The organism is Eudoraea chungangensis (assembly GCF_029360665.1).
In the GTDB taxonomy this organism is placed as follows: Bacteria; Bacteroidota; Bacteroidia; order Flavobacteriales; family Flavobacteriaceae; genus Eudoraea; species Eudoraea chungangensis.
Genome location: NZ_JARDUB010000004.1, coordinates 230131 through 244237 on the forward strand (window position 1 = coordinate 230131; position 14107 = coordinate 244237).

General features: G+C 37.4%; 14 protein-coding genes. 8 read left to right on the forward strand and 6 right to left on the reverse strand.

All coding sequences use genetic code 11. The annotated features are described in order from the left end of the window. The first annotated feature begins 61 nt into the window (after nt 1-61). Nucleotides 62-463, forward strand: a complete 402-nt coding sequence (locus tag PXG98_RS10985; protein WP_276391072.1) for an STAS/SEC14 domain-containing protein — start codon at nt 62-64, stop codon at nt 461-463. A 6-nt stretch (nt 464-469) separates the two neighbouring features. On the opposite strand, the gene PXG98_RS10990 is transcribed toward PXG98_RS10985, so the two are convergent. Continuing rightward, the gene (locus PXG98_RS10990) at nt 470-2014 is read right to left on the reverse strand and encodes an NAD(P)H-hydrate dehydratase (RefSeq protein ID WP_276391074.1); all 1545 of its coding nucleotides are present in this window, start codon (nt 2012-2014) and stop codon (nt 470-472) included. A gap of 389 nt (nt 2015-2403) precedes the next feature. Here PXG98_RS10990 and thrA point away from each other — a divergent pair, with 389 nt between their 5' ends. The 7 genes from thrA to PXG98_RS11025 all read left to right on the forward strand — a co-directional run bounded on the left by thrA (nt 2404) and on the right by PXG98_RS11025 (nt 10264). After that, nucleotides 2404-4848 carry a bifunctional aspartate kinase/homoserine dehydrogenase I gene (gene thrA, locus PXG98_RS10995; protein WP_276391076.1) on the forward strand — a complete coding sequence of 815 codons (2445 nt, stop codon included), beginning with the start codon at nt 2404-2406 and terminating at the stop codon, nt 4846-4848. 4 nt (nt 4849-4852) lie between these two features. Continuing rightward, nucleotides 4853-5773, forward strand: coding sequence for a homoserine kinase (locus PXG98_RS11000; RefSeq protein ID WP_276391077.1), 921 nt, complete (start codon nt 4853-4855; stop codon nt 5771-5773). Between the two features lie 43 nt (nt 5774-5816). Next, nucleotides 5817-7112 carry a threonine synthase gene (gene thrC, locus PXG98_RS11005; protein ID WP_276391079.1) on the forward strand — a complete coding sequence of 432 codons (1296 nt, stop codon included), beginning with the start codon at nt 5817-5819 and terminating at the stop codon, nt 7110-7112. A 78-nt stretch (nt 7113-7190) separates the two neighbouring features. After that, a complete protein-coding gene (gene gcvT / locus PXG98_RS11010) occupies nt 7191-8276 on the forward strand; it encodes a glycine cleavage system aminomethyltransferase GcvT (RefSeq protein ID WP_276391081.1) in 1086 nt (361 codons plus the stop codon). 33 nt (nt 8277-8309) lie between these two features. Next, nucleotides 8310-9137, forward strand: coding sequence for an NAD(P)-dependent oxidoreductase (locus tag PXG98_RS11015; RefSeq protein WP_276391082.1), 828 nt, complete (start codon nt 8310-8312; stop codon nt 9135-9137). A gap of 49 nt (nt 9138-9186) precedes the next feature. Further along, entirely contained in the window at nt 9187-9471 is a 285-nt protein-coding gene (locus PXG98_RS11020) for a 4a-hydroxytetrahydrobiopterin dehydratase (protein ID WP_276391083.1), read from the forward strand. Nucleotides 9472-9547: 76 nt separating this feature from the next. Continuing rightward, nucleotides 9548-10264 carry a YebC/PmpR family DNA-binding transcriptional regulator gene (locus tag PXG98_RS11025; RefSeq protein WP_276391085.1) on the forward strand — a complete coding sequence of 239 codons (717 nt, stop codon included), beginning with the start codon at nt 9548-9550 and terminating at the stop codon, nt 10262-10264. Nucleotides 10265-10350: 86 nt separating this feature from the next. Here the strand turns inward: PXG98_RS11025 and PXG98_RS11030 are convergent, their stop codons facing one another. The 5 genes from PXG98_RS11030 to PXG98_RS11050 all read right to left on the reverse strand — a co-directional run bounded on the left by PXG98_RS11030 (nt 10351) and on the right by PXG98_RS11050 (nt 14095). Continuing rightward, the gene (locus tag PXG98_RS11030) at nt 10351-10890 is read right to left on the reverse strand and encodes a 1-acyl-sn-glycerol-3-phosphate acyltransferase (protein ID WP_276391087.1); all 540 of its coding nucleotides are present in this window, start codon (nt 10888-10890) and stop codon (nt 10351-10353) included. A 64-nt stretch (nt 10891-10954) separates the two neighbouring features. Beyond that, entirely contained in the window at nt 10955-12085 is a 1131-nt protein-coding gene (locus PXG98_RS11035) for an iron-containing alcohol dehydrogenase family protein (protein WP_276391088.1), read from the reverse strand. A gap of 4 nt (nt 12086-12089) precedes the next feature. Further along, nucleotides 12090-12791, reverse strand: a complete 702-nt coding sequence (locus PXG98_RS11040) for an HAD family hydrolase (RefSeq protein WP_276391090.1) — start codon at nt 12789-12791, stop codon at nt 12090-12092. Then, nucleotides 12782-13495, reverse strand: coding sequence for a 3-deoxy-manno-octulosonate cytidylyltransferase (gene kdsB / locus PXG98_RS11045; protein WP_276391546.1), 714 nt, complete (start codon nt 13493-13495; stop codon nt 12782-12784). Before kdsB ends, PXG98_RS11040 begins: the two co-directional genes overlap by 10 nt. Before the next feature lie 27 nt (nt 13496-13522). Then, nucleotides 13523-14095 (reverse strand): DUF4126 domain-containing protein, encoded by a 573-nt coding sequence (locus PXG98_RS11050; protein ID WP_276391091.1) that lies wholly within the window; start codon nt 14093-14095, stop codon nt 13523-13525. Nucleotides 14096-14107: the final 12 nt, after the last annotated feature.

Genomic DNA, 14107 nt, shown 5'->3' on the forward strand with positions numbered 1-14107 from the left:
TTATTTCTAAATATTTTAACAAGCATCTACTTTCGCTAATGAGCACACTAAACTATATGAAATGAAAGTCGGACCGACGAAGAAGAAAATCGTAGTCAAAGAATACCAACTAGATATAGGTACCATCCAGGTATACGAAAATTTTATGGTATCGATTTTTGACGAAGGGGCAACACTCACCTTAGAAAGAGCATATCAGATCATTGGAATTTCTGAAATCCATTTTAGAGATACCAATTTTGGAATAATCAGCCTGAGAAAAAATTCTTATGCAGTAGACCCCATAATTTATAGCTACTTAAGAGAATTAAACAATCTAAAAGCCTTTGCCATTGTCTCCGTAAAGGAGGTAGACATGCACAATTTCAAAATCGAAAAACTCTTTTATAAAAAGCCCATGAAGTTTTATATTGACTATAACAATGCCTTGGCTTGGGTATTGCGAAGAGTTAAGTCTAAATAGAACTCATCAGTCTTTCTTAGCTGGCTCCTTAGGCGATTGCTCGGGTCCAGCGAGGAGCTCTTTAAATGCCAATCCGAGCGTATTAATAATGGAAGATGCTGTCAGCGCTTCCAGTCCTAGTTGTGTAGCAGCAATGTCCCCCGATAATCCATGAAGATATACCCCGAATTTTGACGCAAATAGTGGTTCGTATTGCTGTGCTATTAACGAGGTAATTATTCCGGCAAGAACATCGCCGCTTCCAGCCGTAGCCATTCCAGGATTCCCACTAGTATTTATGTATATAGAATCTTGATATACCACGGTAGTATTTGCCCCCTTAATTATAAGTATGCAGGAAGTATCTTTTGAAAATCGCTTCGCCTTATCTAGCTTTTCGAAATCATTATCCCAACTTCCCAGAAGTCTCTTTAACTCTCCGGGATGAGGAGTAATTACCGTTTTTGACGGTAGGTATGCCAACAAGGATAAGTCCTCGGAAAGAAGGTTTATACCATCGGCATCAATAACCAATGGCTGCTTGTTATGCTGAATAAAAGTGGCAAAGGCCATCGCGGTCTTTTTGGATGTACCCATACCCATTCCAATGCCTATAACGGTAGGTGTTAATTTAAACTCTATTTTACCTATTTCTTTCTCTTCTGTGTCCGTTAACACCATCACTTCCGGTACCCCAAGCTGTAATGGAATATATCCACATTTTGGTATATAGGTGGTTACTAAACCACTCCCTGAACCTATACAGGCCCTGCTTGCAAGGCTTACAGCACCGATTTTACCATAACTGCCACCAATTAACAGACTGTGGCCATAACTGCCTTTATGTGCAAACTTTTCTCTGTACTTATACCTTTGAAGTACTTCCGCTTTATGGATGAGACTTACTTTTGATTCTGTATCCTGCAGATAGGTAGGGGAAAGTCCTATATCGAGTACCTCCCACTCCTTACAGTAGACATTTGTATCCGGGAGAAAAAAAATGAGTTTAGGAACCTGAAAACTCAATACCATATTTGCTTCGATTATACTCTTAATATGGTCGGTATGCTTATCCATGTAAAGACCTGAGGGTATGTCTACCGAGAGTACATATAGCCGGGATTTGTTTATACTCTGTATCAAGTTAGAAACCCAGGGATCCGGTTTTCTATTTAATCCTATTCCAAATATTGCGTCGATAATAATTTCTCCAGGGCCAATTATAGGAAGCTCACTCGATTCATCTATATAGTTAGGCCAAATCTTCCTCTCCTTTAACTTTTTTAAATTTTCTAAAAAATCCTCCGATCTCTTATCACTAAAGTTCACTATATAGACTTCAATACTATATCCGTGCTCCCATAAATGCCGTGCCAATGCCAGGCCATCTCCCCCATTATTACCAATACCACAAAACAGATTTATCTTAAGCGGATTTCCCTCTAAACGAAGATGCAGCCAGTTAAACAATGATAAAGCCGCCCTCTCCATAAGGTCTATACTCTTTATCTTCTGTTCTTTCAGAGTGTATTGATCGGCTGCGTAAATCTGTTGCGTGTTAAATATCTTCATAACTGTTCCGGTAATGTTTGCAAAACAACAAACATTTGATAGATCGGGTCTAAACCAATAGGTAAAAAAGCATTTAGTTTTTTACAAAACTAAATAATAGAGACCAGATGCCTCAATTGACAAAATTATTCTTAAAAAAAATATCGAATATTGTCGACTTGATAAAAATACTAGTAAATATTTGATAAGGAAATCAAAAAAACTACTTTTGATTGCTTATACTGTTTAAATGAAAATCACTAAGAACAATCTTTCCTTGCAAGTTTTCTTCCAATTTAGCTTTATTCAAGAAGCTACAGGAACTCGCTTTACAACCCCTTTGGGGTAAAACTATAGTTTCTTTCGAAAACGAGATCTCGCTCTATTCTTACCGATTATAATTTATTATCATGAAAGTTTTAAAATTTGGGGGTACTTCCGTAGCCAACGCAAAAAATATTAAACAAGTTAAACAGATTGTCCAGAATTTAGAAGGACAAAAAGATTTAGTAGTCGTTTCCGCCCTTGGCGGGGTTACCGATTTATTAGTAAGCACTATTCGTCTTGCGGCTTTGCAAGATATTAGCTACAAGAAAAGTTTGGCTGAAATAGAAGAAAGACATATTAATACCATCAAGGAGCTTATTCCGGTATTATCGCAAAGTCCTGTACTCAGTAAGGTTAAGAGTGAACTCAACACCTTGGAAGCATTGGTTGAAGGGGCTTTTTTAATAGGAGAAAATACACCTAAATTAGCCGATAAAGTTTTAGGTTATGGAGAATTGTTATCCTCCTATATAATATTTGAATACTTTAAGACTTCAGGATTAAAAGCCAATTTTAAGGATAGCCGAGAAATTATAAAAACAGACAGCTCTTACGGCAAGGCTGTTATTGACTTTCCGTTAACCTATAAGAATATTAAAGTCTTTAAGGATACATTAAAGAATGGCCTAACTGTTTTACCTGGTTTTATTGCCTCTTCTAAAGACCAAACCTCTACTACTTTAGGACGAGGAGGATCCGATTATACCGCGGCTGTGCTCGCCAGAGGTGTTGAGGCGGAGGTCCTTGAAATTTGGACCGACGTAAGTGGAATGTATACAGCAAATCCAAGAATTGTTAAACAGGCCAAGGCTATTCCGGGTATTTCTTATCAAGAAGCTATGGAATTGTCTCATTTTGGAGCCAAGGTACTTTATCCTCCCACTATTCACCCTGTGCTTTCCAAACATATTCCGATACAAATAAAGAACACCTTTAAACCGGAAGAAAGAGGTACAACCATTACTAGTATAAATGAAAAAAATGAAAAAGCAGTTAGAGGGTTAAGTAATGTTGATAATATTTCCTTGTTGTCCTTGGAAGGACCGGGCATGATAGGAATTCCAGGAATTTCTAAACGGTTTTTCGAGGTGATATCCCAAGCCGGGATAAGCGTTGTTCTGATAACACAGGCTTCCTCGGAACACTCCATATGTGTTGGAATTGCCGACAATGATGCATCCAAAGCAGAACTCGCACTAAATAAAGCCTTTGAACATGAGATTGACCGTCAGAAGATATATCCAGTAGTAATTGAAAGTAGCTTAGCAATTGTTGCCTTAGTTGGCGATAGAATGAAGAGTCACCAAGGATTAAGTGGTAAAATGTTTAGTACGCTAGGTAAAAACAATGTTAATATAAGGGCAATAGCTCAAGGGGCATCTGAACGAAATATTTCGGCGGTAATTAAGATGGAAGATGTAAAAAAAGCCCTAAACACCTTACACGAAGCTTTTTTTGAAGAGAACATTAGACAACTTAATCTTTTTGTAACTGGAGTAGGAAATGTTGGATCTAGGTTTATTAATCAAATCAAAACTCAGAAAAAGTATTTAAAGAAGGAATTGAAGATAAATCCAAGAATTATTGGTTTATCTAATTCGAGAAAGATGGCTTTTGATCCAGATGGGATAGACTTAGAAAATTGGGAAGATGCGCTAATGGGTGGAAAAAAGGCAGATAGTCTGGGGTTCTATGAGAACATCATCGCTCTGAATCTCCGAAATAGCATTTTTGTGGACAATACAGCTAGTGAGAAAATTGCACTCTTGTATAAGAACTACTTAAGACAGAGTATTGCGGTAGTCTGCTGTAATAAAATTGCATGTTCCTCTGCTATCGATAATTATTTAGAATTAAAACATCTTTCCAGAGAATATGAGGTTCCTTTCCTTTTTGAAACAAATGTAGGCGCAGGCCTACCTATTATTGACACCCTAAAACACCTAATAGCGTCTGGTGACAGAATTCACAAAATAAGAGCTGTACTTTCCGGGAGCTTAAATTTTGTATTTAACAATTTCGCTAAAGACACCACTTTTGCTGAAATAGTAAAAAGAGCACAGGAAGAAGGATATACGGAACCAGATCCAAAGATCGATTTAAGTGGGGTTGATGTTATGAGAAAAATTCTCATTTTAGCCAGAGAAAGCGGATTCGCACTTGATATTACAGATATAAAAAATGAATCCTTCTTATCTGAGCATAGTCTGAGCACAAAGAATAATAAAGACTTTTACGCCTCTCTGCGGGAGGAAGAGGGTTCTTTCCAGGCCTTGCTTGCCAAAGCAGCTGAATCGGATAGTAAATTAAAATATGTAGCTGAATTTGAAAATGGAAAGGCCAAAGTAGGTTTAGAGTACATTCCGAAGGGGCACGACTTCTACCATTTGGAAGGTAGTGATAACATTGTTTTATTTTATACGGATAGGTACCCTACGCAGCCCTTAATAATAAAAGGCGCAGGTGCGGGAGCTGACGTAACCGCTTCCGGAATATTTGCAGATATAATACGAATAGGTAATTTCTAGGATAATGCAAGAAATCAAAATATTTTGCCCCGCTACCATAGCTAATATCTCCTGTGGATTTGATGTTATGGGCCTTGCCCTTGCTTCCATTGGTGACGAAATGTTAATACGAAAAACAGATAATAGAGGTCTTACAATATCCAAAATTACGGGGCAAAATTTACCCTTAGAAACCTCTAGGAATGTAGCAGGGGTGGCAGGTTTGGCACTTTTAAAGGACTTGGATTATTCCGGTGGTTTTGAAATTGAAATAAGAAAGAGAATAAAGGCAGGAAGCGGTATTGGTAGTAGCGCAGCGAGTGCAGCAGGAGCTGTTTGGGGAATTAATGAACTCCTGGGACAACCTTATTCATCCTTAGACTTAGTTAAATTTGCTATGGAGGGTGAGGCTCTGGCCAGTGGAGTGGCACACGCCGATAATGTTGCCCCGGCTCTTTTTGGAGGATTTACCTTGGTAAGAAGTTATGATCCTCTAGACGTTGTTGGGTTAAATACTCCCTCAGAATTATTTGCTACCGTTATTCATCCTCAAATTGAAGTAAAAACATCCGATTCCAGGAAAATTCTCAAAACCTCGATTACCCTTAAGGATGGGGTAAAACAATGGGGGAATGTTGGAGGTTTGGTTGCTGGTCTCTTTTTGGAAGACTACGACCTAATCGGCAGATCGCTTGTTGATCATATAGTAGAGCCTATTCGGTCCATGCTTATTCCGGCTTATTCGGAAGTAAAGGAAGCTACCCTGTCAGCAGGAGCACTTGGCACGGGGATTTCAGGTTCTGGACCATCTATTTTTTCTTTATCACAAGGCGAAAAAAACGCTAAAAAGGTAGCCAAGGCAATGCAAGATATTTACAACAAAATCGGCGTAGACTATGATATTTATGTATCTAAGGTTAACAAAAAGGGTATATATGCTCTATAGAAATGAAAAAGTAATAAAATAACTCTATCCAAAATTCTTTAAGATGAAATATTACAGTTTAGGTGGTAAGGCGCCAGAGGTTTCCTTTAAGGAGGCTGTAATTAACGGATTAGCACCAGACAAAGGATTGTATTTTCCTGAAACTATTACCCCATTGCCGCAGGATTATTGGAACAATATAGAAAATCTTGAAGATCAGGAAATAGCCTTTAGGGCTTTTCTACCATTTGTTGAAGGCAGCCTTTCAAGAGAGGAGCTTAAGCGTATTTTAATCAAAGTGTTAGACTTCCCATTTCCCTTAATAGACCTTGATAAAAACACTGCCATTCTGGAATTATTTCATGGACCTACATTAGCATTTAAAGATGTAGGGGCCCGGTTTATGGCAAATTGTATGGGGGTCTTCTCAAAAAACAATGAGGAGGAGGTTACCGTATTGGTGGCAACCTCAGGGGATACCGGTGGGGCTGTGGCCAATGGCTTCTTAGGGGTACCCGGAGTTCGGGTTGTAATTTTGTATCCCAGTGGTAAAGTAAGCGATATTCAAGAAAGACAGCTGACTACCTTGGGAAAAAACATCCATGCCTTAGAAGTAAATGGGACTTTTGATGATTGCCAGGCCATGGTAAAAAAGGCTTTTTTAGATACAGAAATCACCGGAAAAAGAAAACTTACATCTGCAAATTCAATTAACGTAGCCCGTTGGCTACCACAAATGTTCTACTATCTCCTGGCCTTTAAATCCTTAAAAAAGAGGAATATGCCTCTTGTTTTTTCCGTCCCCAGTGGGAATTTTGGAAATATCTGTGCAGGTATGGTAGCGCATAAGCTTGGAATGCCTGTAAAGCAATTTATTGCCGCTACAAATTCTAATAACACTGTTCCTACTTATTTAGAGACGCAGAGATATGAACCAAAAAAATCTGTCTCTACTATTTCTAATGCTATGGATGTAGGAGACCCTAGTAATTTCGTTCGTATAGACACGCTATTTGAAAATAAGTTTCAACTTCTAAAAGATAGCCTTAGTTCCTATTCTTATACAGATACCGAAACAAAGAATGCCATTAAAGAGGTAAATTCAAAATTCAATTATATCATGGATCCACATGGAGCCGTTGGATACTTAGGTTTAAAAAAATACCAAAGAGATCATCCGAATACTTTAGGTGTATTTTTGGAAACCGCCCACCCTGTAAAATTCCTTCAAGTAGTAGAAGAAACTTTGAAAATTAGTATTCCTCTTCCCTCTGGAATTGAAGAATTACTTTTACAAAAGAAAACCTCAAAAAGAATTAATGACTATAGCGAATTAAAAGCCTACCTACTAGAAGACTAATAACCCATAAATCTAAGTTAATCATAAGAAGAGTATCTATTATTTTTCTCTAAATTTGACCTGCTTAAAACCATGACAATGAAATCAACAGCCTTGACAAAAATACATGAAGCTCTTGGAGCCAAAATGGTCCCATTTGCCGGATATCTTATGCCTGTTTCCTACGAAGGGGTAACCATAGAACACGAAACCGTTAGAGAGTCTGTAGGACTGTTTGATGTTAGTCATATGGGTGAGTTTTTAATTGAAGGACCTAAGGCCTTAGAACTTATTCAGGAAGTAAGTTCTAATGATGCTGCCAAACTAAATATCGGACGAGCACAATATAGTTGCCTTCCTAACGAAAGTGGCGGGATAGTTGACGATTTAATAATATACAGAGTAAAAGAAGAAACCTATCTTTTAGTGGTTAATGCCAGTAATATAAAGAAAGACTGGGAACACATTTCCAAATACAACCAGAAGCACCAGGCGGTAATGCGTAACATCTCAGAGAGCTTTTCTCTATTGGCTATTCAAGGGCCAAAGGCTGTAGAAGCGATGCAGGCCTTAAGCAGTGTTATTTTAAAAGATATTAAGTTTTATCATTTTGTGGTAGGTGATTTTGCAGGTATTCCTAATGTCATTATTTCTGCAACTGGGTACACTGGTTCTGGAGGTTTTGAGATATATTGTAAGAATGAGGAAGTGGAACAAATATGGAATAAGGTATTAGAGGCGGGAGCCGCTTTTGGAATTAAGCCTATTGGATTGGCTGCCAGAGATACACTTAGATTAGAAATGGGTTATTGTCTCTATGGCAACGACATTGACGACACAACTTCACCTTTAGAGGCAGGACTTGGCTGGATTACTAAGTTCAGTAAAAACTTTGTCAATTCTAAGGCTTTGGAAAAGGAAAAGGAGCAACCATTAGTTAAGAAATTAGTAGGATTTGAATTAGATGATAGAGGTATTCCTCGGAAAGACTATAAAATTGTTGCAGAGGATGGTAAGGTTATTGGGAGGGTTACTTCTGGGACAATGTCCCCGTCTTTAAATAAGGGTATTGGACTAGGTTATGTAAATGGAGAAATGGCCATACCAGATACTAAAATATTTATACAAATCAGAAAAAAACAAATTCCGGCTACTATTGTTAAACTGCCATTTTATAAAAAATAACCTCCATAATATAAATACGAGATAACAGGATTAGTGAAAGGAGGAGACAAAAAAGTACTTATTTTAGGTGGCAGTGGCTTTATTGGTCAGGCCATTTACAAGGAATTATGCCAATATTACGATACCTACGGGACGTATAACTCTGCGAGAGCCAGTTTTGAAAATAACAAACAATTTGTACGGTATGACCTTCGGGAAGACGATATTGTTCAAATACTAAATAGGATAAAGCCACAAATTATTATCTCAGCAGTTAGGGGTGATTTTGCTTCTCAGGTTCAAGCACATCAACATATTATTGAATATCTACACCAAAATAAGTGTAAACTGCTATTTCTTTCCTCTGCGAATGTTTTTGATGCCTACAGCAAATATCCTTCTTATGAAAACGATAAAACGCTGTCGGAAAGCATCTATGGCAGATTAAAAATCCGAATTGAAAATATGCTTTTGCGATTGCCCAAAAGTAAAATGGCCATCCTAAGAATCCCCATGGTTTTTGGAAATACTTCTCCCAGAATTAAAGAAATCAAGAAAGCTATTTGGAATAACGAAGCAATAGAGGTTTTTCCAAATCTTGTAATCAATGTAACCAATGATGACCGTTTATCGCAACAGATTCATTATTTAATAAATAGAAATAAGGGCGGTGTTTATCATTTAGGAAGTTCCGATTTGGTACATCATGATGATTTTATAAAAGACATTGTGGATCGAATTGGAGAATTTAGTCCAATTTACAAAAGAGTTTTTACCACAAATGAAGAAAGGTATTTAGCTGTATTGCCTAAGGAAAACAAGCTTCCAAAAAACCTTAGAATAAGTTATCAGGAAATTATAGACCATCATCTGATGATTTAAGTAGTTATCTTTATATTGTTAGGAAGATCTATACTTTAAACAAATTTTTATGCAGAAATACTCAGAAATTGAAATCGCAGAAAAACTAAAGGAATTGCCCGACTGGAATTACGAAGATGGGGCTATTTATAGAGAGGCAAAATTTGATAGTTTTAAAACCACATTTTCAATAATGACAAGAATTGCATTTGAATGTGAAAAACAGAACCATCATCCGAACTGGACAAATGTCTATAATTCCCTCAGTATCCATTTAAACACTCATGATGCCGGTGGGATTACTGAAAAAGACTTTGCCTTGGCAAAAACGATCAATACTATTTTAAACGCTTAGTTTAGTTTTCTGAGACAGACTTGTGTCCGTTTTAAAAATTATTAATTTTGTTTCCAACCAAAATCAAAATTCATCTATGGGAAGAGCTTTCGAATTTAGAAAAGCACGAAAAATGAAAAGATGGTCTGCTATGTCCAAAGCCTTTACAAGGATTGGCAAAGACATAGTTATGGCTGTAAAAGAAGGAGGACCAGATCCTGACTCAAATTCTAGGTTGCGTGCTGTAATACAAAATGCCAAGGCAGTAAACATGCCCAAAGACAATGTAGAACGCGCCATTAAAAGAGCCAGCGATAAGAGTCTGGGAGATTATAAAGAAGTTCTATTTGAGGGCTATGCCCCTTATGGAATAGCCATTTTAGTGGAGACTGCAACGGATAATAATACGAGGACCGTGGCAAATATTAGAAGCTACTTTAATAAATATAACGGAAGCCTTGGCACTTCTGGATCGGTGGAGTTCTTGTTTGATCACAGCTGTAATTTTAGAATCAATTCAGAAGGTATTGATCCAGAAGAATTAGAATTAGATCTTATCGATTTTGGAGCGGAAGAAGTCTTTGTGGACGACGATGGGATATTGATATACGCCCCTTTTGAGAGTTTTGGTTCCATACAAAAAGAATTGGAAGGACGTAAGTTAGAAATTCTTTCTTCGGGTTTTGAGAGAATACCCCAAATGACCAAAGCACTCACTTCAGAAGAAATGGAAGAGGTAGAGAAATTATTGGAAAAAATAGAAGAGGACGACGATGTACAAAATGTGTATCACACTATGAAAGAAGCGCAATAAAATTCTATTTACGCAAGACACTTACTTTCTGAAAATAAGTAAGGCAATAACCCCGATTAATCTGTAAAGTAAAATTTTTATTTGTACTAAAAGCTATATTCGGCAACCTTCCCCTTTACACCTTTATAAAAAGTGTAATATGTTTTTAGATCTGTCTGTAAATTACCAGTGGGGTATTGAGGCTCGGAAATTTTCACTTCCTTTTTCCCAAAATCAAAAGCTACCATCACTATTGGCACCTTAGCTGTCGATGCAATATAATAAAACCCTGTTTTCCACTCAGAAACTTTCTTTCTGGTACCTTCTGGGGCAAGTGCAAGACGAAACTCCTGTCTTTCATCAAATATGGCCTTTATTGCTTCCACCTTATTATCGTTTTTTGAGCGATCAATCGGTGCTCCTCCCATCCATCTAAAGAACCAACCATAGGGAGGCTTAAAAAGACTCTTTTTTCCGATATAATTTATTTTCTCACCTATTATACTTCGCACTAAAAGACCAATAACAAAGTCGACCCAACTAGTATGCGGAACAACAATCACTACACATTTCTTAAGTTTAGGGAAGTCTCCTGTAAACTTCCACCCCATTAAATGGAAGTAAATAAACTTAGAAATAAACTGCATGAAATTGTTTTGTATGTTATAAAGGTCCGCTTTGCGCGCCTTTTCTTATTTGTTGGGAATAATTTTATATTTTAGAATAAATATCACGGATTTTTTCAGGTGAAATACGGGTTTTCCAATCTTTCCCCAAGGCATTTTCCCACAGTGGCGTCATTTTTAATGAAACATTTATCATAATGTTAAATTGATCCTCAGAAAGTCCTTTACAGATATCTTTTGGTAAATCAATGGCATGTTTGTTTAAAATCTTTTTAAAAGTAGCTACCCCTTCTGGATAAAACTCCTGCAAATGCTGAAATACCAAACAATTGGCTAATCCATGACGAATCCCTAAAAGAAATGACAAACCATAACTCAAAGCATGTGCTATTCCTACTTGTGAGTAAGCTATACTCATGCCACCATGCCATGAAGCCATCATCAGCTTTGCCCTAGCTTCTGAATCATTCAAATTTCCTAAAAAAACGTCCTTACACAAATCCAGGGCCTTTTCTCCATAACTCTGACTAAAGGCATTTAAAAAAGTGCCATTTAGAGATTCAATACAATGTATATAACAATCCATTCCTGTATAAAACCATTTATTCTTAGGAACCCCCTGTAAAAGTTCAGGATCTAAAATTACCTGATCAAAAACCGTGTAATCAGAATTTATTCCAAGTTTCTTTGTTGGGCCCATAAGAACAGTGGTTCTAGAAACTTCCGCACCTGTGCCGCTTATTGTGGGTATACCTACATGATAAATTGCCGGTTTATTCACCAAATCCCATCCCTGGTATTTCACGGAAGAGCCTTTATTCTTGAGCATAATGGCCACTGCCTTTGCCAGGTCCATCACAGTACCTCCCCCAATTCCTATAATTCCAGAAGGTAGTTCTTTACAGTTCTCCTTAATGTTGGCAACTAAGGCATCTACCTGTTCCGTTTTCGGTTCCTGTTCAGCACATTGAAAAATAATCCTATCCTCAAAAAGTAATGGAATTCTGTTAATTAGACTAGAATTCTTAAAAACATCATCTACCAAATATATCATCGGAGCGTCTACACTCTCCCTCTTCAACATTAGGATATCTCCTAATTGATCAAAACTTCCTTCTCCAAAAACAACCTTTGGTACCATTGGAAAATTTCGATAGGATGGCTTTAGAATTTGCTTGTCTCTTTCACTATTTATGGTTTCATTTTTAAACTCCATAACATCAATTAAGGTATTTTAAAATATCTGACAAACCATTTAAAGTTAAATAGTTCTTCAGCTTTACATCTCTATCTAATTCTTCATGTGCCCATGTGGTATGAAATGGGACATGTACTGCTTTGGCACCTAAGTTAATAATAGGTAAAACATCTGACTTCAGTGAATTGCCTATCATTAAAAATTCATCAAGCTCTATTTCAAGGTGTTCCAGTAAATTCTTATAGTTATTTTCTTTTTTGTCGCTTAAAACTTCTACATGGTGAAAATAACTGGATAAACCTGATTTCTCTAATTTCCTTTCCTGATCTAATAAATCTCCCTTTGTCAGTACTATTAAACGGTATTTATCATTTAACCTGGCCAAAACTTCTTTAACACCGGGAAGTAATTCAACTGGCTTTTCTATCATTTCCTTTCCCAATGACAAAATAGCTGCGATGGTATTTTGTGATATAGTGAAATTCGATAATTCCAGGGCCGATTCTATCATGGATAACATAAAACCTTTAACTCCATATCCATAAATATCCAGGTTTTTCATCTCCATCTTAAACAGTTCCTGATCTACCTTATTTTTCGTTTCAAATTTTTCCAAAAATTCGGCAAACCTCTCTTCTGCCTCACGAAAGTAAGTTTCATTGATCCAGAGCGTATCATCCGCATCAAAACCAACTACTTTAATGTTACTAAAATCTACATCCATGCCTTTATTGCCTTTTGTAAATCTTCAGGAGTATCTATCTCTATGCCGCTCACGGTTGTTTCTACCATTTTTATTTTTTTTCCATATTCCAGGTATCTTATCGCTTCAATCTTTTCCGCAGCTTCTAGGATTTGCATCGGTAACCTCCTAAAATCCATTAAGGCACGCTTACGAAAAGCGTAAATACCCTTGTGTTTAAAATAAGGAATATCTAACTCCTTTGCCCTTGGAAAGGGAATAGGTGATCTCGAAAAGTAAAGTGCAAAATTGCGGTTATCCACAATCACTTTTACCGTATTTGGATTATTTATTTCTTCCCAACTAGTCATTCTAGTCATTAAAGAAGCAAGGTCTATTTCCTTGTCCACATCGTCTTCAAAAACTTTTAAAACTGCAGTCAGACTTTCCTTGTCGGTAAACGGTTCATCTCCTTGGATATTTAAGATAATATCCACATCCATATCTCTTACCGCCTCTCCTATTCTATCGCTTCCACAGTCGTGTTCTTCCAAACTCATAATGGCTTTACCTCCGGCAGTTTCTATAGTGTCGTAGATAATAGTACTGTCGGTTACCACATAGACTTCGTCGAAAAGTTTTGTTTTAATTGCCGCCTCGTATGTTCTCAGTATCACTGGTTTCCCGGCCAAGTCTTCCATCAATTTCCCCGGAAATCGGGAAGCAGCATATCTGGCAGGTATCATGGCAATAATTTTATTCATGGAAGTGGACTATTTGTTTTTTAGCTTAGGTTGCATTTTTCGATAGATATAAAAGATAAAACATAAAATTACAATAACTAGAATTACAGCCAAAATTGGTGCAAAAATAGATGCCGTAGTTACTACCAGGGCGGTGCCAGATTCAACAGTAGATATAATTGGATTTGCCAAGCCACCTGTGCTCAGGGAAGAAGTTAAACGCCCGGTGGCAGAAGCTCCCTTTATCGCTGTTGCCGTACCTCCTCCGGCTATAATCGCTAAAGACCAAGTTACTACCGGGTCTAGATCAGCAATGGTAGATACCATTACTGCGGTTCCTGCTATGCCGGCGAGGGGCAGCGCTGCACTATCTAACATATTATCTACCCAAGGAATAAAATATGCTAATAACTCTATGACGGTTGCTATTCCAAGGGTAATTACCGCAAACATGCTGCCCAGCCATTGCCAGTGTTCGTTGAGCTCCCAGACCCCAAAATGAGAAGCTAAACTTAATGCAAAAAGTGGCAAAAATATTCTAAAGCCAGCTGATGCAGCAAGGCCAACACCTAAAAAAATACTAATTATGCTTTCTGAGGTCATCTTATCTAAACT

Excerpts from the sequence above, each read along its gene's own strand:
- PXG98_RS10985 (WP_276391072.1), top strand. The coding sequence starts at position 62 with ATGAAAGTCGGACCGACGAAGAAGAAAATCGTAGTCAAAGAATACCAA.
- PXG98_RS10990 (WP_276391074.1), bottom strand. The coding sequence starts at position 2,014 with ATGAAGATATTTAACACGCAACAGATTTACGCAGCCGATCAATACACT.
- thrA (WP_276391076.1), top strand. The coding sequence starts at position 2,404 with ATGAAAGTTTTAAAATTTGGGGGTACTTCCGTAGCCAACGCAAAAAAT.
- PXG98_RS11000 (WP_276391077.1), top strand. The coding sequence starts at position 4,853 with ATGCAAGAAATCAAAATATTTTGCCCCGCTACCATAGCTAATATCTCC.
- thrC (WP_276391079.1), top strand. The coding sequence starts at position 5,817 with ATGAAATATTACAGTTTAGGTGGTAAGGCGCCAGAGGTTTCCTTTAAG.
- gcvT (WP_276391081.1), top strand. The coding sequence starts at position 7,191 with ATGAAATCAACAGCCTTGACAAAAATACATGAAGCTCTTGGAGCCAAA.
- PXG98_RS11020 (WP_276391083.1), top strand. The coding sequence starts at position 9,187 with ATGCAGAAATACTCAGAAATTGAAATCGCAGAAAAACTAAAGGAATTG.
- PXG98_RS11025 (WP_276391085.1), top strand. The coding sequence starts at position 9,548 with ATGGGAAGAGCTTTCGAATTTAGAAAAGCACGAAAAATGAAAAGATGG.
- PXG98_RS11030 (WP_276391087.1), bottom strand. The coding sequence starts at position 10,890 with ATGCAGTTTATTTCTAAGTTTATTTACTTCCATTTAATGGGGTGGAAG.
- PXG98_RS11035 (WP_276391088.1), bottom strand. The coding sequence starts at position 12,085 with ATGGAGTTTAAAAATGAAACCATAAATAGTGAAAGAGACAAGCAAATT.
- PXG98_RS11040 (WP_276391090.1), bottom strand. The coding sequence starts at position 12,791 with ATGGATGTAGATTTTAGTAACATTAAAGTAGTTGGTTTTGATGCGGAT.
- kdsB (WP_276391546.1), bottom strand. The coding sequence starts at position 13,495 with ATGATACCTGCCAGATATGCTGCTTCCCGATTTCCGGGGAAATTGATG.
- PXG98_RS11050 (WP_276391091.1), bottom strand. The coding sequence starts at position 14,095 with ATGACCTCAGAAAGCATAATTAGTATTTTTTTAGGTGTTGGCCTTGCT.